At 39.0% G+C, this 22,863-nt stretch carries 21 protein-coding genes and 1 tRNA gene; 9 read left to right on the forward strand and 13 right to left on the reverse strand.

The annotated features are described in order from the left end of the window. Positions 1-57: 57 nt before the first annotated feature. From HQK88_15400 to HQK88_15450, 11 genes are all read right to left on the reverse strand, one after another. Positions 58-414 carry a DsrE family protein gene (locus HQK88_15400; protein MBF0618187.1) on the reverse strand — a complete coding sequence of 119 codons (357 nt, stop codon included), beginning with the start codon at positions 412-414 and terminating at the stop codon, positions 58-60. A gap of 183 nt (positions 415-597) precedes the next feature. After that, positions 598-1,866: a hypothetical protein gene (locus HQK88_15405; protein ID MBF0618188.1), complete on the reverse strand. Its 1,269-nt coding sequence runs from the start codon at positions 1,864-1,866 to the stop codon at positions 598-600. Between the two features lie 6 nt (positions 1,867-1,872). After that, the gene (locus HQK88_15410) at positions 1,873-2,595 is read right to left on the reverse strand and encodes a hypothetical protein (GenBank protein ID MBF0618189.1); all 723 of its coding nucleotides are present in this window, start codon (positions 2,593-2,595) and stop codon (positions 1,873-1,875) included. A 351-nt stretch (positions 2,596-2,946) separates the two neighbouring features. Beyond that, a tRNA-Ser gene (locus HQK88_15415) sits at positions 2,947-3,031 on the reverse strand. Further along, complete coding sequence (locus HQK88_15420) at positions 3,009-3,458, reverse strand: nucleoside deaminase (protein ID MBF0618190.1); 450 nt, start codon at positions 3,456-3,458, stop codon at positions 3,009-3,011. Before HQK88_15420 ends, HQK88_15415 begins: the two co-directional genes overlap by 23 nt. A 108-nt stretch (positions 3,459-3,566) precedes the next feature. Then, a complete protein-coding gene (locus HQK88_15425; GenBank protein ID MBF0618191.1) occupies positions 3,567-4,850 on the reverse strand; it encodes a caspase family protein in 1,284 nt (427 codons plus the stop codon). Between the two features lie 118 nt (positions 4,851-4,968). Beyond that, positions 4,969-5,901 (reverse strand): DUF4384 domain-containing protein, encoded by a 933-nt coding sequence (locus HQK88_15430; protein MBF0618192.1) that lies wholly within the window; start codon positions 5,899-5,901, stop codon positions 4,969-4,971. After that, on the reverse strand, positions 5,879-6,427 hold the full coding sequence (locus HQK88_15435) for a hypothetical protein (protein MBF0618193.1): 549 nt from the start codon (positions 6,425-6,427) through the stop codon (positions 5,879-5,881). The genes HQK88_15430 and HQK88_15435 overlap by 23 nt, the downstream gene beginning before the upstream one ends. A gap of 24 nt (positions 6,428-6,451) precedes the next feature. Then, on the reverse strand, positions 6,452-8,089 hold the full coding sequence (locus HQK88_15440; GenBank protein MBF0618194.1) for a caspase family protein: 1,638 nt from the start codon (positions 8,087-8,089) through the stop codon (positions 6,452-6,454). A 196-nt stretch (positions 8,090-8,285) separates the two neighbouring features. Then, positions 8,286-9,314 (reverse strand): hypothetical protein, encoded by a 1,029-nt coding sequence (locus HQK88_15445; GenBank protein MBF0618195.1) that lies wholly within the window; start codon positions 9,312-9,314, stop codon positions 8,286-8,288. Between the two features lie 140 nt (positions 9,315-9,454). Next, positions 9,455-9,733: an HU family DNA-binding protein gene (locus tag HQK88_15450; GenBank protein ID MBF0618196.1), complete on the reverse strand. Its 279-nt coding sequence runs from the start codon at positions 9,731-9,733 to the stop codon at positions 9,455-9,457. Positions 9,734-9,897: 164 nt separating this feature from the next. Between HQK88_15450 and HQK88_15455 the strand changes: the two genes are divergently transcribed. Both HQK88_15455 and HQK88_15460 read left to right on the forward strand, forming a co-directional pair. Then, on the forward strand, positions 9,898-10,488 hold the full coding sequence (locus HQK88_15455) for a hypothetical protein (GenBank protein MBF0618197.1): 591 nt from the start codon (positions 9,898-9,900) through the stop codon (positions 10,486-10,488). A gap of 101 nt (positions 10,489-10,589) precedes the next feature. Beyond that, complete coding sequence (locus HQK88_15460; protein ID MBF0618198.1) at positions 10,590-10,991, forward strand: hemerythrin family protein; 402 nt, start codon at positions 10,590-10,592, stop codon at positions 10,989-10,991. 105 nt (positions 10,992-11,096) lie between these two features. Here the strand turns inward: HQK88_15460 and HQK88_15465 are convergent, their stop codons facing one another. Beyond that, positions 11,097-13,571, reverse strand: coding sequence for a polysaccharide pyruvyl transferase family protein (locus HQK88_15465; GenBank protein MBF0618199.1), 2,475 nt, complete (start codon positions 13,569-13,571; stop codon positions 11,097-11,099). Between the two features lie 137 nt (positions 13,572-13,708). Here HQK88_15465 and HQK88_15470 point away from each other — a divergent pair, with 137 nt between their 5' ends. From HQK88_15470 to HQK88_15490, 5 genes are all read left to right on the forward strand, one after another. Then, a complete protein-coding gene (locus tag HQK88_15470; GenBank protein ID MBF0618200.1) occupies positions 13,709-15,874 on the forward strand; it encodes a response regulator in 2,166 nt (721 codons plus the stop codon). 241 nt (positions 15,875-16,115) lie between these two features. Next, positions 16,116-19,412: a PAS domain S-box protein gene (locus tag HQK88_15475; protein ID MBF0618201.1), complete on the forward strand. Its 3,297-nt coding sequence runs from the start codon at positions 16,116-16,118 to the stop codon at positions 19,410-19,412. A gap of 19 nt (positions 19,413-19,431) precedes the next feature. Further along, positions 19,432-20,310, forward strand: a complete 879-nt coding sequence (locus HQK88_15480) for a response regulator (protein ID MBF0618202.1) — start codon at positions 19,432-19,434, stop codon at positions 20,308-20,310. A gap of 25 nt (positions 20,311-20,335) precedes the next feature. Beyond that, on the forward strand, positions 20,336-20,734 hold the full coding sequence (locus HQK88_15485) for an HDOD domain-containing protein (protein MBF0618203.1): 399 nt from the start codon (positions 20,336-20,338) through the stop codon (positions 20,732-20,734). Then, positions 20,664-21,299, forward strand: a complete 636-nt coding sequence (locus tag HQK88_15490) for an IS256 family transposase (GenBank protein MBF0618204.1) — start codon at positions 20,664-20,666, stop codon at positions 21,297-21,299. Before HQK88_15485 ends, HQK88_15490 begins: the two co-directional genes overlap by 71 nt. Before the next feature lie 163 nt (positions 21,300-21,462). Here the strand turns inward: HQK88_15490 and HQK88_15495 are convergent, their stop codons facing one another. Next, positions 21,463-21,864 carry a response regulator gene (locus tag HQK88_15495; GenBank protein ID MBF0618205.1) on the reverse strand — a complete coding sequence of 134 codons (402 nt, stop codon included), beginning with the start codon at positions 21,862-21,864 and terminating at the stop codon, positions 21,463-21,465. Positions 21,865-22,272: 408 nt separating this feature from the next. Here HQK88_15495 and HQK88_15500 point away from each other — a divergent pair, with 408 nt between their 5' ends. Further along, positions 22,273-22,482: a hypothetical protein gene (locus HQK88_15500; GenBank protein MBF0618206.1), complete on the forward strand. Its 210-nt coding sequence runs from the start codon at positions 22,273-22,275 to the stop codon at positions 22,480-22,482. 151 nt (positions 22,483-22,633) lie between these two features. Further along, positions 22,634-22,831, forward strand: a complete 198-nt coding sequence (locus tag HQK88_15505) for a type II toxin-antitoxin system HicB family antitoxin (protein MBF0618207.1) — start codon at positions 22,634-22,636, stop codon at positions 22,829-22,831. Positions 22,832-22,863 lie beyond the last annotated feature (32 nt).

Genomic DNA, 22,863 nt, shown 5'->3' on the forward strand with positions numbered 1-22,863 from the left:
GGCAGATGAAATTAAATTCTAATATAATGTTTTTAGCGAGCTACATCAAGTTACAAGCTAAAAAGTGAATACAGTTGATTTTTCAGCTAAATCAATAAGATACGGAGCTTTACCAAACCTGGCATTTTCAATAAGGTCTCCCTCAAGTACCTGCCTTGTTTCTGCACAGGGTGTGCAAACGTGAATCGTTACATTGTTGGCCATAAGATAACCTAAATGTGAGATAGCCTCATCACCGGTTGGTGCTATTACATGGTCTATTAACCCTTGTTTAGCCAGAAAAACAGCATCATCCGTTAAAAATATTTCAACGTCGTGGCCTTTTTCCTTAGCTACTTTAGCAAGCTGAAGAGCTCTACACACACGCGTTGGATCCTCCATTCCCCTTGTTAATACAAACACAAAACTTGACATAATTTCCTCCCTTTCTGATTTTCTTAAAACCTTATAAAAAGGCTTTTGGTATTATTTTAACACAACAGGTTACATTCAGAAGGCATTTCCCTATACCATAATAAGTTTTTTTTAGTAATTTTCTTTAAGTTTTACGGCCAGGAAAAAACTGTTAAAAAACAGGTGAGATTTACTCTTTTGGCGTTACCTTTTTGCCCCGCTTTTTTCTATGTCTAAAATATGTTTAAATTGAGGAGAAATGCTTTCTTCATAATTAGGCATTGACATATATGCACTTAAACTAATATTGAAATTTCCGCTGGATACTTCACTAATTTTTCTCTGTGTATATTTTATTGTTGGAAACAGCCTTCTTTTCCCGTCATAATTGTTATCAATGCTCCATCCCTGTTCTTTTGAAATATCAATTTTTGATGGTATTATGTTATATCCTCTGATAATTTTATCCCTCCTTAATGCAGGGCATATCCGATATGGATAAATCTCTTTAATAAGTTTACCAGCAATTTCTTCTTTATTCACTTGAAAGACGTTGTTATTTATAAATTTCCCCAAATCATACCAGCATTGAGATAATGTACCGGCACCATCACGAATCATCGTTCTATGACATCCAAACAGATTATACGTATAAGGACTTGCTCCAAAGCAAAATAAAGGATTAGTAATCTTTTGTTTGAGTTTATCTCTGTAGCAAATAAGCAACTTTGAAATATCCCTTTTGTCAATTATTTCATTGTTTATCTTTACAATTGTTGACTTCCAATTTTTGATTCTTAACCATAGTTCATCGAATTGAAGTATTTCCTCTGCATTAAAATTCAACTCATGGATTTCTTCTTTGTTGGGACCTTGTTTTAGTTGATAACCTGGATGGATCTGAATGCTTGAAAGCACTTGTGCAAAATTGTTTGAAGATGATTTACCAAAACTTACAGTTAATATCCAGCCTGAAATATCAGGTAAAAAGTCCTCAATACTTTTATAAACCACGTTTTTCGTTGGAACCACAATGGATGTATTTGTCAAAAAGTCTAAGACACTTTTATTTACTACTGCAGGCGTCAACGGTTCAGTTTCAACAACCTTAAAATTAACCCTTTTCCAATATTTTTTGGTGTCTGCGTCTGTAAGTCCTAATCTTTTTTGAAGTTCCTCTAATTCTAAAAATTCTTCTTCAGAAAGATATTTATCTTCGATTGTCTTTTCAAAAACCTTTGCCCACGCAGAAATATTATGCTCTCTCGCTAAACCTTGTTTTTTTAGATTAACAGAAAGACTTTTTTGTTTTGTTAATTCTGCATTATTTGCCTGTCGCACTCCCAAGATAAACAATGTAACTGCTACAGCAGTAAAAAAAAGACCTCCAGCAAAATTTCCTACAAAAAGCATACTTAATCCATATATCCCAAATATTACACACCAAATAATTTTCCCGAATCCTTTCTTCAAGATCATTTAAACCTTCAAAAACACATTTCCGCATCTTTGACATAAAAATGAATTCTGCCATATTTTTAACGCTTCCTCATAATATTGCCGCAAATAGTTTTTTCTATCTATTCTTTTTGGTTCTATTTTTTTGTTAATAAAAGAAAATAATAACCATAAGCCTATAGGTAATGTGATGAATAGGAATATAAAAATAGCAGGTTCATTCGTTTTTGCATATATATCGGCACTGACAAACAATAATAGAAAATGAAAGACAAAAAAAATAACTATACTTGAATTCTTTCTTGATTCTAAATCATTTTTTAATATCTTTATTAGATCCGGTGGTGCTATTTTCCCCGTTAACATGGAGGACATCTGCCCGCCGGATGCAGCAGTTCCTATGCTGATCCCTCCGCTTCCTGAAAAATTCATCATTGTTACATTTGAGGTTAGGCTGACGTTTTGTATTCCTTCATTATAAACAAGCGGGATAGACTTAATAATTTCTGAATTACATTTCGGGCAATTAAATGTATTTGTTTGCTCTAATGCACCAATTACCTTCTTTTCAATTTCACTTTTAGTCTTTAACTCAACAATCAGGACAGATGCTTCTTTTGCTTTATCTGACTTTATTTTCTCAACTTCTTTTACACTTTGTTTCGTAACACTACTATACCCGCATTTACAAACTTCAAGCGTACTCGGCACGAACCTTTTGCATTCCAGACATTCCCAGGCCATCCCCTCATTCCTCCATTTTTTGTTACTCTGCCTCGCTCACCAATGACTAACGGTTTAGTCTGTAAAATATACCATTCAAAAATCTACGTTGTCAAGAGTTTTCTTACTTACTATATGCCTCAAATTCCATGCTTCACAGTCAAAATGTGATAGGATACAAAAACTTTACAAATAGCGCCTTTGGAACAGGGCAGTTAAAAGAGTATGACAGCTGCGTTGATTTGAACATAAGTGATACTTACTGGCAGTCTAAAATAGCGGTTGGAGTAACAAAAGGGTAATTTTGTAGTCAACAATAGTCAACAATAGTTACCCTTTTAAAAACTTTTTATAGAAGCGACTTATATGGAGCGGAGAGGGGGGGATTCGAACCCCCGGTGAGTTACCCCACAACGGTTTTCGAGACCGCCGCCTTAAACCGCTCGGCAACCTCTCCTTAACGATTCAAAAAATTCTTTAAGTATTATCGTACATTCCCCTTGTAAAATGCCAGAGGTAACCGCAACTCTGTGATTTAACCTTGCGTCATTTAGCAGATTATAAATTGAATTAACAGCACCCGCTTTTGTATCAGTTGCACCATAAACCAGATGGCTCAAACGGGCATTTAATATCGCCCCGGCACACATTATACAGGGCTCTTTTGTCACATAAAGCGTTAAGCCCGTAAGTCTCCAGTCTCCTGTAATACGGCACGCATCTCTTATTGCTAAGGTTTCAGCATGGGCTGTCGGATCTCTTAACTGTTCCTTTGTATTGTGAGCCCTTGAGATTATTGTGCCATCACGATCCACTATCACAGCCCCTACAGGCACATCCCCAAAAGCTAAGGCTAGAGTCGCCTCTTTAAGTGCTTCACCCATGAAATACTCATCCGCTGTCACACTAACATCCGTGACTTAACACATCACCTATGACTTCAAGGCACATACGACATTTATAAACTATTAATCCCCCTGATTAATGCCTTTTTAGTCACCGCTATATTTTTTAAATGTGCCAAGATCTCCTATCCCGTTACTACTGTTCTGTTGTGATTTCTTTTCCTCTTTATTAGGAGTCTGCTTAGGTTCTGGCTTAGGTTCATCCGCAAGTGAATATTTTACCTTTGCAAATTTTTCAAGCATTGTTTTAACCTCATCAAGAATTACCTTTGCTTCTACTGAGAATTCCCCCTCTCCTGAAAAAGCATCTTTAAACCTTGTCAGGGCAGTTATTTTATTATCCACTTTGGATTCAGTTTGTAAATAGGGTTTAAGCTCATTAAACGCACTTTTCATCTCCTCAAGCTTTTTTGCATGATAAGATTCAGATTCACGATTATTTTTTAAGTCATCCAGAGTGAATTTCGCCCCCTCTGACTTTGAATCGGTGCTGGGTGGCGGTGGGGCAACAGCTACTTTGAAAACAAAGTCGCCCTTATCAAGCTTAGAGTTTCTGATTTTACCGTATTGCGGATGCTGTGTACCCTTAGAGTAATTAGTGACGGTGTTTTGCAAATACTCACCCAATGCCGTGCCTGTTATATAGCCGTCTTTATCAGCAGCTGAGCCCTCTAAAGCCGCCTTAAATTGCTCCAAAAAGATACTCTTATCCGGCACAGGCTCATCTGCTGCCCCTGAAGTGATAAATTGCCGCACTGGCCTTGAGGCCTTATAAGAAATACTTTCAGGCACAGCACGCGTCATATCAAAAATAGAGCCTGAAAAACAACTGTCAAAGAGAAACAACGCATGTTTAGCGTCAATTCTTTTAGCAAAAGATTCTATTTGCTGCATATCAATGGCCTTTGCCAGAAAACCTGCTCTGTTTTTATCAGGCCTTGGTGCATCCACCGGTACAATGTATCCCATATCCTCGCCATAGGACTTCTTTACAGTATGGCCGTGGCCTGCAAAATAAAACAGCAGCCTGTTTTCGGTTTTTGAACCATACTTTTGAATAAAGTCATCGAAAGCCCTTAAAAGTTTATCCCTCTCGGGATTCATGACGGTAACAACTTCAAACCCCTGCCCAACCAAAAGTTTTTTGACAACCTCCACGTCACCTGCTACCCCAGGTAATTTAGGCCAGCCAGACTGATAGTCAGAAACACCGATTACAAGCGCATGGCTTTCGCCATAAAGGTTTACTTCTTTTCCGCTATCGTCTTTTATTTTTATTGTTACGCCTCTGCCAGCGCCAACAGCTGCTGATACCATAACTAAGAGAAGCAGACACAAAACTGCCGTAAATGCCTTAAAATGCCTCTTCATAGTTCCCTCCTTTAATACCTTATCAAACAAATACCGATATTACAAAAATACTACAAACTCCACCTCTAATTATATGTTACAGCAATTAAGCCATTTAGTCAATTATCTCGCACATGTATTACTGTTGCTGAGTTGTTATGTGAACAGTATCCTCGTACATTTCAGATATGCCTGAGGTTCCCTGAGTTTCAGATGCCGCTGCTGTAGTGATTTTTTTAATCTTAACACCCCTGAGCTTTCGTGGTATTTCAGAGGAGGATGTTTTTACCTCATATACACCGCCAAGAGGGTTAAGCACTATATCTCCAAGCGGATGTGTGGCAGCATAAACAGTGATTTTCTCTTTTCCAAAAGGAGGGGATACCTCAAATACAAACGCATCCTGAGAAGATGGTATCTCATACTGCTTACCAGCCTCAAAGAGAATGTCCGTTCTGTATGGATTTGGTAAAAGCTGTAAGCTCCCTCCCTTAGAGTCTTCATATATAACTTTCGCATAAAACGCTTTATTTCCTCTGAGATAGACCTTTATTTGTTCTTTACCGCCATAGACTCTCTTGTCCGTGGTGATTGATACAACTAAGGGCGCATCTTCAGCAGTGTTTACCTCTGTTTTTGGCGGTTCGTTAACATTATAATCGGCATCCTTATTTTTGAAAATCGTTCTCATGCGAGGACTTAGCTCAGCTTCTATTTCAGCAACAGCACATTTTGTCTTACCTTTGTTAGCCCACTTCAAAGGCTCTGCTTTTATGATTGTTACTTCTGCATCCTTATAACTATCTTTCAATGCCTGGTTATCTGTGTGATTAACAGCAATCTCTCTTGCCTTTGTTTTTGCATTTTCTAAAGCTTGCTTTTCCGCCTCCTTGTAGCCTCTGCCTCTTTCAACACATGCGCTGCCCTCAGACTCCACAATAACCGACTGGCCGGCATATATACCTGAAACAGAAAAAACAAAAACTATTAGTAAAAATAAAATCCTTAAAACAAATGCCCTTATGATGTTGTTAGATGATACAGCGTTCTTATTTGTGTTTAAAAAATACACGAGTTATATCCCCCGTACTTTTTTGATAAAAAATTATTGCATTATAGTTTTCCACAGGCCCGTACAAAGCGTTCTCTTTGATTTCAGCAGCAATAGTAGATATGAAGTCAAATATGATGCCAAAGATGCTCCTCCCTTCATCAACCTCAGGGTCTATCTCAGCTTTTACAGTTCCGCCATATTTCACAACCCTGGAAAACCATTTATCCAACCTTCCAGGAATCTTATTGGTCTGGGTTGGAGTGAGAAATTTCACGGTTACGTTATCACATTTTTTCTTTAGTGCTGCAGAGAATTCCTCATCAAATGACGACGTATCTATAAAGTTTACTTGTGGTGCCACTTCACATTTATTGTCCTTAGAGACCGCCTCCGGCCTCGAATCCTGCCCGGATGATGTAGGGTTCTCTATGCTCTGTAAAAAGCCTCCGGAGTCTTCTGATGCATATAATGACGTATTTGCACAACACACCACAGCTATTGCCGCAGCCATAAACAGCAATGTAACATTCCTCATAAATACCATCTCTGCAATTCCTCCCTATCAGGCTTAACGTTGTTTCTCTTTTGTAACCATCTCTGTACTGGTTTCAGACCACCCCTGTTCGTGCTTTATCATCTGTAAAAGTCCAGCAAAATCAGAACCTAAGGGATCCATCAGTGTTTTATTAATTAGTTTTGGCAATCCCTTAACCTCATTCTTAAACGCAAACACCTTTATATATTCCGTACCAAACGGTGCCCCTACTTTCCCAAGATCCCTCAGCTCTATGGGTACATCACGCTTTATGGGAGCAGTGGGAACATTTTTGTCAGGCAACAGAACAGTCACAAACCCATCGGGGTTTATATTAAGCAGAAGAAGATGGGCATCCGATTCACTTTTTATCGTGAAATCTATTGTCTCATCCTCAAAAAACACTGTCCTGCCCTCCACATCACCAACGTTTAGCCATACATTAAACTTCTGATTCGGGTTTTTCAGCCTGAGAAGCTCCCTGCCCTTAAAATATCTTTTCACAGTGTTTACAACATCCTGCTTGCGTTTGACATCTATGCTGCACAATAAATCTCCGTTGGGAAGAGCAAGCAAATACCTCATACCATCCCGCACAATCATTAAGTCATATTTTTCATCGTCATAGGCAGTGCCATTAACTACGCTCAGGTCAGCAGGAAATAACCTGCCTAAGTCATCATAATCTTGAACAATCTTCACTCTGGGTAAATTTGAGTCTTCTTTTACCGCTTGAGGAGCAAAGTACGCTTCTTCTTTAAATTTCGTATTATCAAATACCGGAAGATTTATATCAAATGCTTTATTTCGCAATAACTGAGGAGTTTGGCCATAATCTTTAGACACATTTCGCCTCAGATAGTTATAGAGCTCTTCATAAGTTATTACACCGTCATTGTTTGTATCGGCAGCACCTTTCAGGCCAATTATCATGGTGTCAGTAAGAGCTCCATGGGCAAGGCCATCTGAGCCAGTGGATAAATCACGAGCCGTTTCAGTTTTATCTGAAGCAGAGATATAGAGAACATTTTTATACGGATACGCTGCGGCTGGTTTTGAGGAGCTGGAATGCGCCTCTGCAGTTAAACCGGTGTTTATATATTTGGATTTTCCAAGAGTATTTGAGGCTTCTACAGCTCCAAGGCTTCTTACAGCATTTCCAGAAAAACAGGCGTCAAAAACCACAAACACTCTCCTGTCATGCTCTAATTCTTTCAGCACAGGGAATATATCTCTTTTACCTATAATTAAAGAGTCCATCATCGTTTGCGGCGATGCACGGTCTAACTTAAAATCAAAAGGCACAATAGCCCCCGTAGTAGTGTCCAGCGTTTTAAATTCAGGATCAAATGCACTTGTACCGTGGCCACTGAAGTAAAGAAATATGTAATCACCGCTCTGTGTAGTTTTTTGTAATTTTCTTAAATGTGCAATTATATTCGCTTTGTACGCGTTCCTGCTTAAAATTGATTCAATATTTTTTCTGTGAAAACCATAATTTCCTGTCAACAGTTCTTTTAAACTGTTGACATCATTTTCAGGACCCTGAAGATTTAAACTACTATCATCATACTCTTTCACTCCAACCAACAAAGCATAGTGCTCAGCTACAGCTTGTTGCGGCAAAAAAACTATAAGAAGCAAAACCAAAAACACTTTATATAAGTTCATTCGGAACTCCCCAATAAATATTTCCATATGTATCCCCGAATATCAAAACACTGTTAATCAATCCAAATCCCATAAACAATGTGACCGGCCAACTGGCACAGGGCATTTTATCTACAGCTTATAACAGACATCTAAGCCGCATTTCTTTCTTTTTAGAGACTGCGGATTATTAAAAACCAACAATACTTATCAAAGACTAGTTGTCAGGTAACTCATCACTGGAGGATTTCTTTGATAAGTTTTCGCTTTTGTGAACATTCTCTCTATAGTCCAGAGGTTGAATCTCCGCTCCCCTCTTGCTTATGTTGTCTGAAACTGTAGCGTTGTCAACGGATTCTGCCTTCTTTAGAAGATCCACACGTTTTGCCGTTATCGCAGATTTGTAAACTGTGTCATCTTTGACATCATATATCCCCAAAGATGTAATCCTGTAGATGCGGTTTACGATATAGTCTGAAACCCACAAATCACCGTCAACCCAAACCACGTCTGACGGCCTCTTGACAAGGGAGGGCAAATCTGCTCTTTGCACAATTTTCCCGGACTTTACATTCAATTTCACCAGATCAACCTTTACGCAATCGCCATACGAGGCGGAATTGCATGAATTGTGCCCCAGCACCCAGAGACCTGGTTTAGCACAATCCCATGACAAGCCTGTGGGTTCTCTGACTGGCGAGAAAAACTCATCTGTAACTTTACCGGTAGCGGGCGAAATTTTATAGATTTTTGAGGTACCTGCATCGGCAACCCAAAGAAATTCGCCATCAAAAGCCAATCCGTTTGGTTTATCGCCTGGAGATAAAAGGGTCTTTACAATACTGTTGTTTTGCATGCTGAGTTTAAAGATTTCTTTACTCAGAGAGTCGGCAATCCATAGATACCCATTGTCACAGCAGTCACCCTCCCATGCAAGACCGCAAATGTTTACGAATTTAGGAATTGGAACAGGGAACTTTTCAAGCATAAAATTTAAAATTCTTGTTTTGCTGAAATCCTCAACTGGAAGCACGTCGAGAAAACGTATATTGTAATAAATAGATCTGTCACCTATAATAAAATCCCTGCCGTTCCACGTTATAGCATTTGGACCCCACCCTCTGTCATCAAATGGCGTAAATGTAGGCGTATCAGAGTACCAGACACACCCAAAATTAGACAGGAGCAGAAACAAAAGCATTGCTATTACAACCCTGACCGTCTTTTCGCTAAAAAGATATCTCATTTTTATCTCCATGATAAAATCTCAAAAGAACATCGACCACCATCTGAAACCAAACCAGCTAAACCCTCCTAATCTATACAAAAACTGCCTGTCATATTACCCCTTAGCGATGCAATTGCCATGATGCAATTGCCATGTAATTACTTACTATTTACTGCATCCTTAAACGCCTTACCAGGGACAAATCTGGGAACCTTGGCCTCAGGTATATTAAGCACGGCACCTGTCCTTGGGTTGCGCCCCTCTCTTGCCTTTCTCGTTGATATGGAAAAAGTACCGAATCCTATAAAAGTGACCTTCTGTCCACTCTTTAGCGCATTGATAATAGCATTGGTTGTAGAGTCCAGAGCTTTAGCCGAGTCCCCTTTAGTCAGACCTGCCTCTTTTGCGATCTGATCAATTAATTCTGCCTTTGTCATTAAATTTTCCTCCTTTGTTTGGTAAATGCCACGCTTACCTGAACACTCAGGCGCTATACGGAGAGATTATAACAAAGGTTATTGCATTTTGCAATAAAAAAATTATAGAATTTATATATTTTAAAAATAAATAAAAAAAAGTTTACAACTGTTTGTATAACACCATGAAGATAACGATAATAGCATTTGGGGACAGCCTGACTGTGGGCTTTCAATCGCCCACATATGAAGAGCCGTGGTATGTTGAAACTCCCTATACCGATTTTCTAAAGGAAAAAGTGCACTTTAAAGCTGAGTTCATAGTGCGGGGGATAAGCGGCGAGCTGACATCCGATATGCTGGAACGCTTTGACAGGGATGTTTTAGAGATGCGGCCTGATTATGTTGTAATTTTAGGCGGCACTAACGATCTGGGCTGGGGCGTATCCGTAAACGAGGCAGTGGAAAATCTCAACGCTATGTACCAGAAGAGTAAAACTAACGGCATAACCCCTGTTGCCGTAACTGTGCCATCCATAAGGGGGTTTGATTCTGCAATTGCTCCGCGGCTGGCACTCAACTCTATGATTATTCAAAGGTCAAAGGAGATGGACTTTCCCTGTATAGACCTCTTTAGCGCAACCTGTGAAAAAAACACACTTGCTCTTGCCCCTCAGTATTCAAATGATGGTTTGCATCTTTCCACTGAGGGCTATAAAATGATTGCCGATTTGTTGTATAATGAAGTATTCAGGCATGTAGGCAGTGAGGGTTAGCAAAAACGCATTGTATTTGGCGTTGTGCAGGATAATTATGAATATATGGGTCATTTCTTTAACTGTGTTGCGGTCAAATTTAAGTAATGAGGAGGTTAAAGGTGGAAATATACTGGGATGAGAGTCTTTCGACAGGGGTAGAGCTGCTTGATAAACAACATAAGGAGATCATTGCGAGAATAAACACTTTATTGACCATGACAGATGAGGAAAAAGAACAAGAGTTGGACAAACTTTTGAGGTTTTTCGGCGGATATGTCATAGATCACTTCAACGCTGAGGAGTCCTATATGATTAAACACAAGTATCCCCGTTACGATGAACACAAGGAGGAGCATATGAAGTTTCTTAAAAGTTATTCGTCTCTTAAGAGGCTTTTTGACAAAGAGGGCGCAACTGAGCTAATTATCACAGCTACACAGAATCAGGCTGTTGACTGGCTTGTTAAGCATATCCGACATACGGATAAGGATGTGGCAAATTTTTTAAGAGAAAGGGAGTAAGCACAGAGTCCTATATGTGCTTCAGAAAAAAGATTAATCAGCAGATGAATGCAGATGAAAAAATATAAATCTGTGGAAATCTGCTGGAAAATCCTTATTCTGCCTTTAAAATAACCTCCATCTCTTTAGCTTAAACACCAAAAAGCGCATCCACTCTATGCCTCTTCTGGAAAGTCTCTTAACCATATTGCCATCTGAGGCTGCAGTACCTGTACCGCTAAAGTATACAAATTCGCCAAAATCCGGTAGTCCAACCATGCTAAGCCATTTCCACCCCGGTCTGTACCCTGTCTCCTGATACAGAGTTTTACCCTGTAAAAACACCCTACACTTGTTGCGGCTGAACTGTGCGTCTTCTATAGCCAATTTGAGCGCCTCACACACCATCTCGTAACATATTGCATCCACACAATGACACACATTATACTTACACTGCCAATTGCAACCATAGCACTCAAGTGGAACACTAACTGTGGTGGTGGATTTGTTGTAAGGAAAAAAGCGGCCAACATGCCCTCCTCCAAGCACTACCACACATGGCACTCCCAGTGCACAAGACATGTGTGCCCCTGCAGAGTCCGCACCAAAGTATATTAGGCATCTGCTTATAATTGCTGCACACTGCCGGAGTGTGGTTTTGCCAGAAAGATCAAAAAATCTCACCTTAAAATCGGCTCCTGTTTTTTTCATAATCATTTCAACATCCTCTCCCCCAAGGATAACAACATCGAGGCCATTAAAATGATTGAGAGCTAAGTGGTATTGTTTGTAAATCTTTCCGGGATGAGAGGCGCCTGGGAAAAAAGCGATTGTTGTTGAGGTTTTTAGCCCGTTTTCAGCAAAAAATCTGTCAGCATAGGTAATATCCTCCTCCGTTAGGTATATGGCTGGTTTAATTGCTCCCGGCATGAGACCAATGCCTTGTAGAAAATCCTCATGCCGCTTCAGTTCAGCTAAAGACGTCCCACATTGTTTTATTAGTTTTGTATAGAGTGGAGCATTTTCTTTTCTTAACTCCGGCGTCATGTTATTTACAAGGTCACCGTCAAAACCAACTGTCACTTTTGCCCCGCTTTGTAAAGTAAATATATCCGTTATTGGTTCACGTGAATAGACAGAGTTAAGTGCAATGTCGGCATTTAGTGAGCGCAGTTTTTGAATAATCTCCATTTGGTAAGCAATGTCTGAGCAGGCTCTTTTTTTGTCAAATGAAATAATTCTGTCAACAAATGGACAGCTTTCATATAACTCAGCGATATGATTTTGGCAAAGGACACTAATACACACATTACCAAAACCTTGTTTGATTTCTCTGAGCATACCAATAGACAATACACAATCCCCTATGTCATCGGTCCTTATCCAAAGAATCTGCACGGGCTGCTTTTCTACTAATACTGCACTTTGTAAAGACATCTCTAAACTGTTAAGTGTTTCTCTTATGAAATAAAGATTATTAAACGCCCTCAGTTTCACATCAGAGACGCTTACTTGTTGTTTTGCTTTTAGCTCATCGTAATGTGCATCAACGTTTATGATTGTATCTGAAAGTTTGCCGTTAACTATATCATCAGGGGTAATAAGCAGGGCACCGTTAACATCCTCAGTAAGTTCAGCCAACTTCTCAGCCCTTTGAAAAGAAACAGGCAGCGTTGCTGCCAACATGCTAAACACCGTAAAGTGGTATCTGAAAGACACTGTAATATGGCAGAAAGAGAGCAAAGCTATCATCTCCTGCGGAGTGAAATAAACATTGGGTACTATGATGGCAGCCTTTTTCATCCTTTTCGCAATTGATGTGGCGGCAGCTCTGTCAAAATGCTTTTCATCTCTTATTTCATTACAGAAAAACACAACCTGCCAACCCATCTTTCCCGATACGTAGTCAAACACCTCAGCCATGCGCTCTCTTAGCAGGTTGTTTAAGCTTGAATTTACAACGTTTACTCCTAAAATTGGAATGTCAGGATTAATGCCAATTGAAAGTAGAAATCCCCTTGCCCAACCGTTATCGGTGCTCTTATAGGGAGTAAGCCATGCCAAATCTGCCGCACTTACGATATTTTCAGGCTTAACGCCAAGGTTTAACAGGTTTTCCCTGCTCACCTTTGATCTAACTGTCCATGAGCTTATTGAGTTAAGAAACCCTCTCTGAAAAAGCTCACGTGCCTGTGGCATTATAAGCTTGTCAACGCCCACTCCTACGGCGTGAACCGGCACTCCGTTTTCCTTGCAAAACATATGCTTGTTGCCCAGCACTTCTAACGGCCAACTTAGAGATTCAGTCTCAGCCACAATGGTTGAGCCAATAAGAAGCACCATGCCGGCCTCCTTACAAAGAGCACGGCAGAGTGCCTCATCCCTGAAATCCACAAATTCATAACACGGCGAAAAAATTCTCAATGCTTTTTCTTTTTTATCCCAGACCTCAACAGTCGTACCATGAGGCAGTTTATAAAGCGACAAAAAACCGCTCAACATTGCCTCATCGCCAATGTTGCCTGCCCCAAGGCCGGTAAAAGAAACGTGTATTTTTTTCATGCCGGGATTATCACTGATTCCATACGTTTTAATTATCATAGACGTTGTCATGTAGTTTAGTAAATATTCTTGCAGGCACGATTCTTTTGGGAATTCCATTTATGTTATTCTAAAAGCGTACACAAAAACATGTGACAGATGAATCAAGCAGCACGGGGGGAGGCAGTTTGGTAGCCATGCCGGAGGCAGAAAGCGTACGAAAGAGGAATCTTAAGCTTAATGCCACAACCAGAAAGTTGAAGAAAGAGGTTTTAAAGCTTAAAAAAGCTGCTGCTGAATTAGTCAGACGCAGGGAGACGGCTGAGGCGGCAAACCAGGCAAAAAGCGCATTTCTGGCTGACATGAGCCATGAATTGCGCACCCCCTTAAACGGCATAATAGGAATGACCGAACTTGCGCTGGATACTCTCCTTGACGCTGACCAGAGGGAATATCTCACTATAGTAAAAAACTCATCCACACACCTGCTTGGTCTTTTAAACCGTGTGCTGGATTTTTCTAAGCTTGAAGCCGGGAAGATTGAAATAGAGGAAACTGATTTTAATTTGCTGACACTTATAAAGACCACCATGGAACCTATGGCTGTTACAGCATCAAACAGGGGACTGGAGTTTAATGTGGAAATATCTCCTGACGTACAGACATCATTAAGGGGAGATGCCGGGAGGCTTAGCCAGGTGTTGGTTAATCTTGCCGGAAACTCTTTAAAATTTACAGAATGGGGCAAGATAGAATTAAAGGTTGAACCGGCTGGCCAGCACTCTAAAAAAGATACACCTGAAACTCAAATGCTGCATTTTTCAATTTCTGACACAGGAATAGGAATTCCCAAAGAAAAACTGGGTATGATTTTTGAAAACTTTACCCGAGTTGGAGACCATTACGTCAGTAAGTACGAGGGCACAGGGCTTGGGCTTACGATAGTAAAAAAGGTACTGAAACTCCTTGGCGGTGATGTATGGGTGGAAAGCAAGCTTGGCAAGGGCAGCACATTTCACTTTACAGTTAAGTTCTTAGTTTCTTCAACTATTAAGCCCCCTGCTCCCCAGTCTGTGGAAAAAATAGAATTTAAGAAAAGACACATACTCGTTGTGGACAGTAATCCAGACTCCTGCAGGGCAATAGCAGAGATGATAAAAAGCGAAGGATTTTCTGCTGACACAGCTTTAAGCGGCTACGAGGGTTTTGGAATTCTTAATTTTTCAGCGGCTGCATATGACATAGTTATCTTAGATTTTAATCTTACAGATATGGACGGATTTGCTTTTTCAGAAAAAATAAAGTCCATAGAAAAATTATCTACTGTTAAAATAATTATCCTTACGCTATCTGCTTTCCATGTGGATGAAAAGCGGTGCAGGGAAAACGGCATTGCCGGGCTTATCGTGAAACCAATTTATAAATCTAACTTAATGGAAACACTGTCCAAGCTGGCAGAGAACTGGAATAGCCCTGATATGCCGTTTTTGAGACATTTGTCGGTACGGGAGTCTCTCTATATTCTTATAGCCGAGGATAACGTGGTAAATCAAAGACTTGCTGTCACGCTTTTACAAAAGCGCGGGCATATGCCTGTTGTTGCAACAAATGGACGAGAGGCTATAGATATGCTAACAAAGTTGAGCTTTGATATTGTACTTATGGATGTGCAAATGCCGAGGATGGATGGTTTAGAGGCAACGCGGTACATAAGGAGCTCTAAAGATTGTGAGATAAATAAAAATGTACCTATAATTGCCATGACAGCCCATGCACTCAAAGGAGACAAGGAGCACTGTCTGGAGGCAGGTGTAACAGATTATATTGCAAAACCGTTCAATGCTGATGATTTGTACAAACTAATAGATAAATACGCATACTACAGACAGGGAAAGACTGAGGCACAGTTGTCTCAGCAGCCAACCTATACGGATGATATTTTTGTGCCGCACACAACACCCTCACAACAACCCTCTCAGAGGACCTCTGCAATGTCGCTAAATATAAAGAAAACACTGTTGCGGGTCAATAACGATGAAGATGTTCTCAGGGACATGTGGCTGGCCTTTATTGAGGATGCACCGCTTCAGATAGCACTTCTTAAGGATATGTTTAAAGCCAGAAATGTGGAGGGCTTAAAAAAACAAATCCATATGGTTAAGGGAATGTCTGCAAATGTGGGCGCAACTGCTCTTAAAAGTGAATCTTTCAGAATGGAACTTCTGATTAACAAATTAAAAAATGACTTTAGCGAGGATGAGGCACAGTTACTGACTTTTATAGAAAACATACAATTAGAGCTCCAGAGGGTCTTAAAAGACATGAAAACTTACCTTTCAAAACCACAAGGCAACATCCTATGAATCACCTCCTTAGCAAATAAATATAGCCTTGACATACTCAGATTGATAATCTATTATAAAATTAAGTTGTTGTGGGCATCTCAAGTTTAGAGTGCTCTATGTGACATACTCCATTGAAAAGATACTGTAAAGAGGAATCTTGAAAATACGAAATAAAATTATTATTTCTGTTCTTGCGGTGTCAATTCCGCTCATTTTAATAAGCGGTTTTTTTATTTATAACTTGATACTGCAGCATATAATGAAAGATGTAGAAAACAGTTTAACGATGATGGCAAAAATACAAGCATTCAGGATTAATTTGCTGTTTGACGGGTATATTGATAACATGAAAATGATTGAAAACAGGACCTCTACAAAAAAGCGATTGGTTCAATATCTTGAGACAAAAAACGATGTTCTGAGAACGCAAATTACAGAGACATTGTTTGCAATAAAAAATAGTGTTCCATCATTCCACAAAATATCAGTGTTTGACCTGTCCGGTAATGTTATAGCTTCAACAGACAAAGCGGAAATCGGTAAAAATTATAATAAAGATTTTTTTTTAGTAAAAGGTTTTAAAGGTTGCAATATCGTTGACGTTTTTTTAGGAGAGGATGGTAATCTTGATCTTAACTTTTCTTGTCCACTAATATTAGATGGCAGACAATTGGGGAGTGTTAGTGCGATCATGGATGGAAGTCGAATTCTTGAAATCACAAATGATTTCACAAATCTTGGCAAAACAGGAGAGACAGTACTGGCTAAACGAGACTCAAACGGAGACGCTCTGTTTATAACACCTACCAGGCACGACAAAGAAGCTGCTTTTAAACGGAGGGTACTCCACACTGATGATAAATTACTTATAACTCAGGCATTACAGAAAAATTCCAGCATGTTTAGAGAGTTTTTTGATTACCGTGGTGTAGCAGTATTAGGAGCGACTTACTATTTATACAAAATGGATTTGGGGCTTGTTATAAAGATTGATAAGTCTGAATTTTTAGAACCTTTGTTCCGCATAAAAAAATTGATGATATTAAGTTATATAATCTTATTGACTATGATAACACTTATTTTAGTCATTATTGTCGATCGTATCGTTAAACCTTTGAGAAAACTGAAAGATATGACTATAAAAATTTCAGAAGGACTCAATTACAGAACAGTTGAGATAAACGCTAAAGACGAAATTGGTGCTCTATCCAAATATTTTAATCATATGACAGAGAACCTTCATTCTACACGTATGACATTATTTAATACCATTAATGAACTTCAAACAAATAATATATTTCTTCTTGCCGTGTTGGATTGTATACAGGATGGAATAGTTGCGTGTGACCACAATAGTAATTTAAAACTTTTTAACAAAGCATTTGAGGAATTTCACGGATTACCTGCTAAAACTTTACCACCTGAGAAGTGGGCAGATTACTACAATTTGTATCATGCTGATGGAAAAACAAAAATGTCCATGGATGCTCTTCCATTATATAAAGCACTTAACGGAGAAGGCTTAACAAATTATGAAATGGTTATAGCGCCCAAAGATCGTCCTTCTTTTATCATATTAGTAAACAGTAGACCCCTAACGGATCATGATGGCAACAGAATCGGCGCCATTGCCTCGATGCACAACATAACGGAGGAGAAAAAATTATCTGATGAGCTGAAACTCCAAAGTGAAATAATGACAAATTTAAATGAGGGTGTCGTACTTGTCAGCACTGCCGATGGAAACATTGTGTACTGTAACCCGGCATATAATCGAATGTTTGATTACGACACAGACGAATTAATTGGTAAAAATATATCTATCGTTCATGCACCTACGGAAAAAAAACCAAATGAAGCTGCAACGGAAATACAGGAATTTTTAAGGCAACACAACTGTTGGACTGGTGAAATGCTTAATATTAAAAAGACTGGTAAAACTTTTTGGTGTTATGTAACCATTTCAACTTTTACTCATAATAAGTATGGTGAAGTGTGGATAGGGGTAAACACTGACATAACCGAACGTAAAAAGGCAGAGGATAATTTTAGAAGATTTTTCGAACTCTCATCAGGATTGTTGGTTATCGCCACTGTGGATGGATATTTTAAATTAACGAGTCCTTCTATGCAAAAAGCTCTTGGATATACGGCTTTGGAGCTTACGTCAAAACCGTTTGTCGAATTTATACATCCTGACGACAGAGAAATAACATTGAAAGAAATTGCAAATGTCGCAAAGGGAATTCCACTCTTAAATTTTGAAAACAGGTACAGATGTAAGAACGGTACGTATAGACATCTTTCGTGGTTGGTACAACCTGTTTTAGAAGATGAGATAGTATTTGCAACGGCTCATGATATTACCCAGATGAAGGCATTGGAGCAGACACTGATAGATACAAATATTAAGTTAAGCGCAACCGTTAAAGAATTGAGTATCTTTGACAGACAACATGAACTTATAGCTAAGCTTGGTTTGAGAGCGCTGTCAGGCGATGATTTACAAATTCTTATGGATAGAGCGGTACTTAAAGTTACCGAAGCACTTGATGTGGGATATTGTCAAGTGCTGCAGTTGCTACCCGATGGTGATAAACTTTTATTGGTTTCCGGCGTTGGCTGGAAAGAGGGACTTGTAGGCAGAGCAACTGTGAGCGCCGATATTAACTCTCAGGCCGGGTTTGTTTTGAAAAGCAAAATACCTGTAATGGTTACTGACCTGCCCTCTGAAACACGTTTTAAGGCTCAGTCTATGCTTTTAGATCATGGCATTATAAGTGGTCTATGTGTTCTTATTTATTTAAAAGACAAACCATGGGGAATCTTGTGCGCTCATTGTAACAAACACAAAGTTTTTTCAGTAAAAGATATAAACTTTTGTCAGTCTATCGCAAATATACTATCTTATTCAATAGTAAGAAAAGAAGAGGAGCAAACGAGACGTAATCTGGATGAAAAATCAACCTTACTAAAGGAAATACACCACAGAGTAAAAAATAACTTGCAAATAATCTCAGCTCTGATTGGGCTTCAAGCCGAAAAAATCAGTGATAAAGCAGCACTTGAGGCATTTGAAGAAACTATATATCGTATAAAGGCGTTGGCGTTAGTTCACGAGGAAATGTACGGAACCGATAATTTATCTCAAATTGATTTCCATGAATATACAGAAAATTTAATTGCCAGCTTTATTAATCTTCATAACAATAAGTTAAATCTGCGTTATAAAATAGATATTGAGAATGTACAGCTTGCAATTGATACTGCATTACCATGCGCTTTAATTCTCAACGAATTACTGTCCAACGCTCTTAAACATGCGTTTATTGAAAAAACGGAGGGAGAGATTTTAATTAGTTTATTTAAAGAAACTGACTATTATATACTTGAAGTGAAAGATAACGGCGTAGGATTTCCATCGGATTTTGATATGAAATCTACAAAGTCCTTAGGAATGGTGTTAATAAACGCTCTTACAAAACAATTACTCGGTAATGTAGAGTTTAAAAACGAAAACGGAACCAAAGCAAAAGTTACTTTTAAAGGAAAATAATTTACAAAAGGAGGGTACAATGTCAGATGTCAAAGATGATTTGGTTTTAAAGCTGTATAATGGTCCAAGCATTCTTATTGTGGAGGACGAGGAAATAGTAGCATTAGAATTAGAAAATAAACTTAAAAAGCTGGGCTATACTGTGCTTCAGAAAGTCCCCTCAGCAGAGGAGGCAAAGAAAGCAGCAGAAGAGCTAATGCCTGATATAGTGCTTATGGACATAACACTGTCCGGTGAATTAGATGGGACAAGTGCAGCACAATATATCTTTAAAACCTATAACATCCCTGTGGTGTATATGACGGCACATACAGATATAGAAACGATGCACAGGGCAAAATTAACAGAACCGTTTGGATATATTGTAAAACCTTATAGTCAACGGGATTTAATTATCTCTATTGCCTTGGCGCTCTACAGGCATAAGGTAGAAACAAAGCTGAGGATAATAATAGCTATTCAAAAGATTTGGTTTAAATCTATGCCTGTTAAAGATAAGCTGGAGCAATCGCTTAGAAAGATTCTGGCAACACCGCGACTTACCTTTGTAACTAACAGAGGAATCATATACTTATTTGATGACACTAAAAAAATTCTCATACGCACAGCCTCAGTAGGTAGTTTTGGTTGTGAACATGTGCCAGTTGGTAAATGTTTATGCGGCTTGGCAGCATCTACACAAGAGACGGTATTTGCAAGTAAGATTGACGATCGTCACGAGTTTATGCCTGATAATATTCCACATGGACACTATTGCATCCCAATAAAAACAGCTAATCAGCTTTTTGGTGTACTTAATGTATATCTGCACGAAGGGGTAAAGATTGACCCTGCCGATGAAAAGATTTTAACGGACTATACTGATGTTATTGCATATATAATGGAGGAAAGCCACTGACAATTGTTGAGCAATGGATGGTTATATGAATAACGAACAAGAATCAGTGGACTCAATAGAAATACCCTCACAGCCCAGTGTTTTTGAAGATATATCAGAAGAGCTTAAGAAAGCTAAGCCGGATTTCAAAGAAATTATAGACATTATAAAAACAGACAAAGTTTTAAGTGAGCAGGTAATTAAAACTGCTAATTCGCCGTTTTTTGGTTTAAGAGCAGCTGATAGTGTTGACAGGGCACTGAGCAGCCTGAGTTTCAGAGTTTTCTCTCAAATAGTCATGGTGTCTAATTTAAAAACGGCATTAAAGGGAAAAGGACCTCTGATAGGAAGGTTTTGGGAACATTCTATGCTGGTTGCAAGAAGCACTCGGTATCTATATATCCGAAAGCGAAGGAGCGAACTTCTGGCTTCAGGTGCTAAGTGATTTATCCAACAGGGGCGTAAAGGATATTTTGATAGCAAGCGTGGACGGGCTTAAAGGTTTTCCAGAAGCCATCACGACTATTTTCCCTAAGACAGAGGTTCAACTTTGCGTAATCCATCAAATACGTAATTCCCTGAAATACATAGCCTCAAAAGATCAGAAAGCATTTTTAAAAGATTTAAAGAAGGTTTATAAGGCATCGACAAAAGAGCTTGCCGAAGATAAACTCTCGGAGCTGGATTCAACCTGGGGCAAGAAATACCCGATTGTTATAAAGTCATGGAAAACAAATTGGGACAATCTCTCTAACTATTTTAAGTATCCTCAGGAAATCCGAACTCTTATCTATACGACAAACGCAATTGAGGGATTTCATCGCCAGATACGCAAGGTCACAAAAACCAAAGGAGCCTTCTCCAGTGAAACAGCACTTTTAAAGCTTTTGTACCTATCAATTCAGAATATCTCAGAAAAATGGAGACAGCCATTGAGAAACTGGAGCCAGACTGTCTCTCAACTTGCTTTATTTTTTGAGGGTAGGCTAAAATTGGATATTACCGTTTAAGGTGATTTCACACTTGACACAGTTTATTGAATATATCCAATGTTATCCATATTAACTCTTGATGACGACGACTATAAAGACCTGACGGAGGATATAATTGAACTACTTAGGAATGTATAAGTAATATCAATCCATTAAGCCAGTTTTCGTCCTTTGACGCCGTTCACCCTTTAGTTATGCCGTATTTCTCAAGTATTCCGACGAGCTTTTGAAGATCAATAGGTTTTGTAAGGTAATCATTACAACCGCTCCAGTAAAAAGCGTCAAATACCTCCTTTGTGGAATCCAGCGCCGTAGTCATAACAATTTTGACCTCGTTTTCAACAGTAATTCCTATGCTCTTTTCTTTTTCCCTGATACTTTTTAAGACCCTTAAGCCATCGATTTCCGGCATCATGATGTCAAGACAAATCAGATTATATGGCTCACCCTCCTCTATCGCAAACGAGAAAGCATCAATAGCCTCAGTACCATTCACTGTAACATCTACATCCCCATAACCATCCAAAAAGCGCTGTAACATTGTACGGCTTGAAAAATCATCCTCCGCTACTAATATTCTCATAACCCACTGCCCCCCTTTTGTCTGATTTCAGTGACGCGTAACTTTACCGCAGTATGAGTAGGCCGAAACCCACTCCACGTATGCGGATTATGACATATAATAAATAAAAAAGCAATTAGTAAACTCTACTTTCACCAAGTAGAGACCGTTGCAAAATTCCCAAAATGGGGGAAAAGTATTTCCCAATTAATACCGAGTAGCAGCCTAAAATATAATAATGATGAGATTACCACGTCGCTATCGCTCCTCGTAATGACGGATAGGTACGCCCACGCACAGCCCACGCCGTCATTGCGAACCCCCGCAGGGGGTGTGGCAATCTCATCCTTTTTCTATAACATTTTGTTATATTTTTGAACTCAACTTTGGTGTTATAATATTTTTGCAACGGTCTCAAGTAGTTATTACGTGAATTTTGGGTCGCCAAAAGCTCATTTAGGTTGTGAAATTTATATTCCTTATTTATTTGATTCAGGAAAAAACATCAAAACTGAAGAAATCAAAACATGGTTTTGGTTTGAAAAAGGAGTTGATAAAAAAGTTAAAGACAATTTCTTTTCTCAAATAGACAGCCTGAAAGAATATGAAGCAGCAGCACAGGAAATAACAAAAGAATAAATTGCAGGCTTTGAAGCTGCTCCCCGCCATGTCAGTCCTTATCAGTCAATGTGCTATTTACAAATGTCTTATAATGTTATAGAATTGATTAAGGAAACAGTTTAAGGCAAAACTCTTAAAGGATAATTTTGAATCAAAGGGAGTCATAAAGGTGAATGTAAAAGTAATATTAGAAAATGGTGAGGATGGATATTTTGTAACCCATTGCCCATCGTTGAAAAGTTGCTGGTCGCAAGGCAAAACTCAGGAGGAGGCTCTGACAAATATTAAAGAAGCCATCGAACTGTTTTTGGAATCTGCTCCTTGTGATTCTAAGGTTGGGAATAAACATGGCCCTAAGTATTTGTAAAACAATAGGAACGTTTCCTGCTTATTAATACG

Source organism: Nitrospirota bacterium (assembly GCA_015233895.1).
Taxonomy (GTDB): domain Bacteria; phylum Nitrospirota; class Thermodesulfovibrionia; order Thermodesulfovibrionales; family Magnetobacteriaceae; genus Magnetomonas.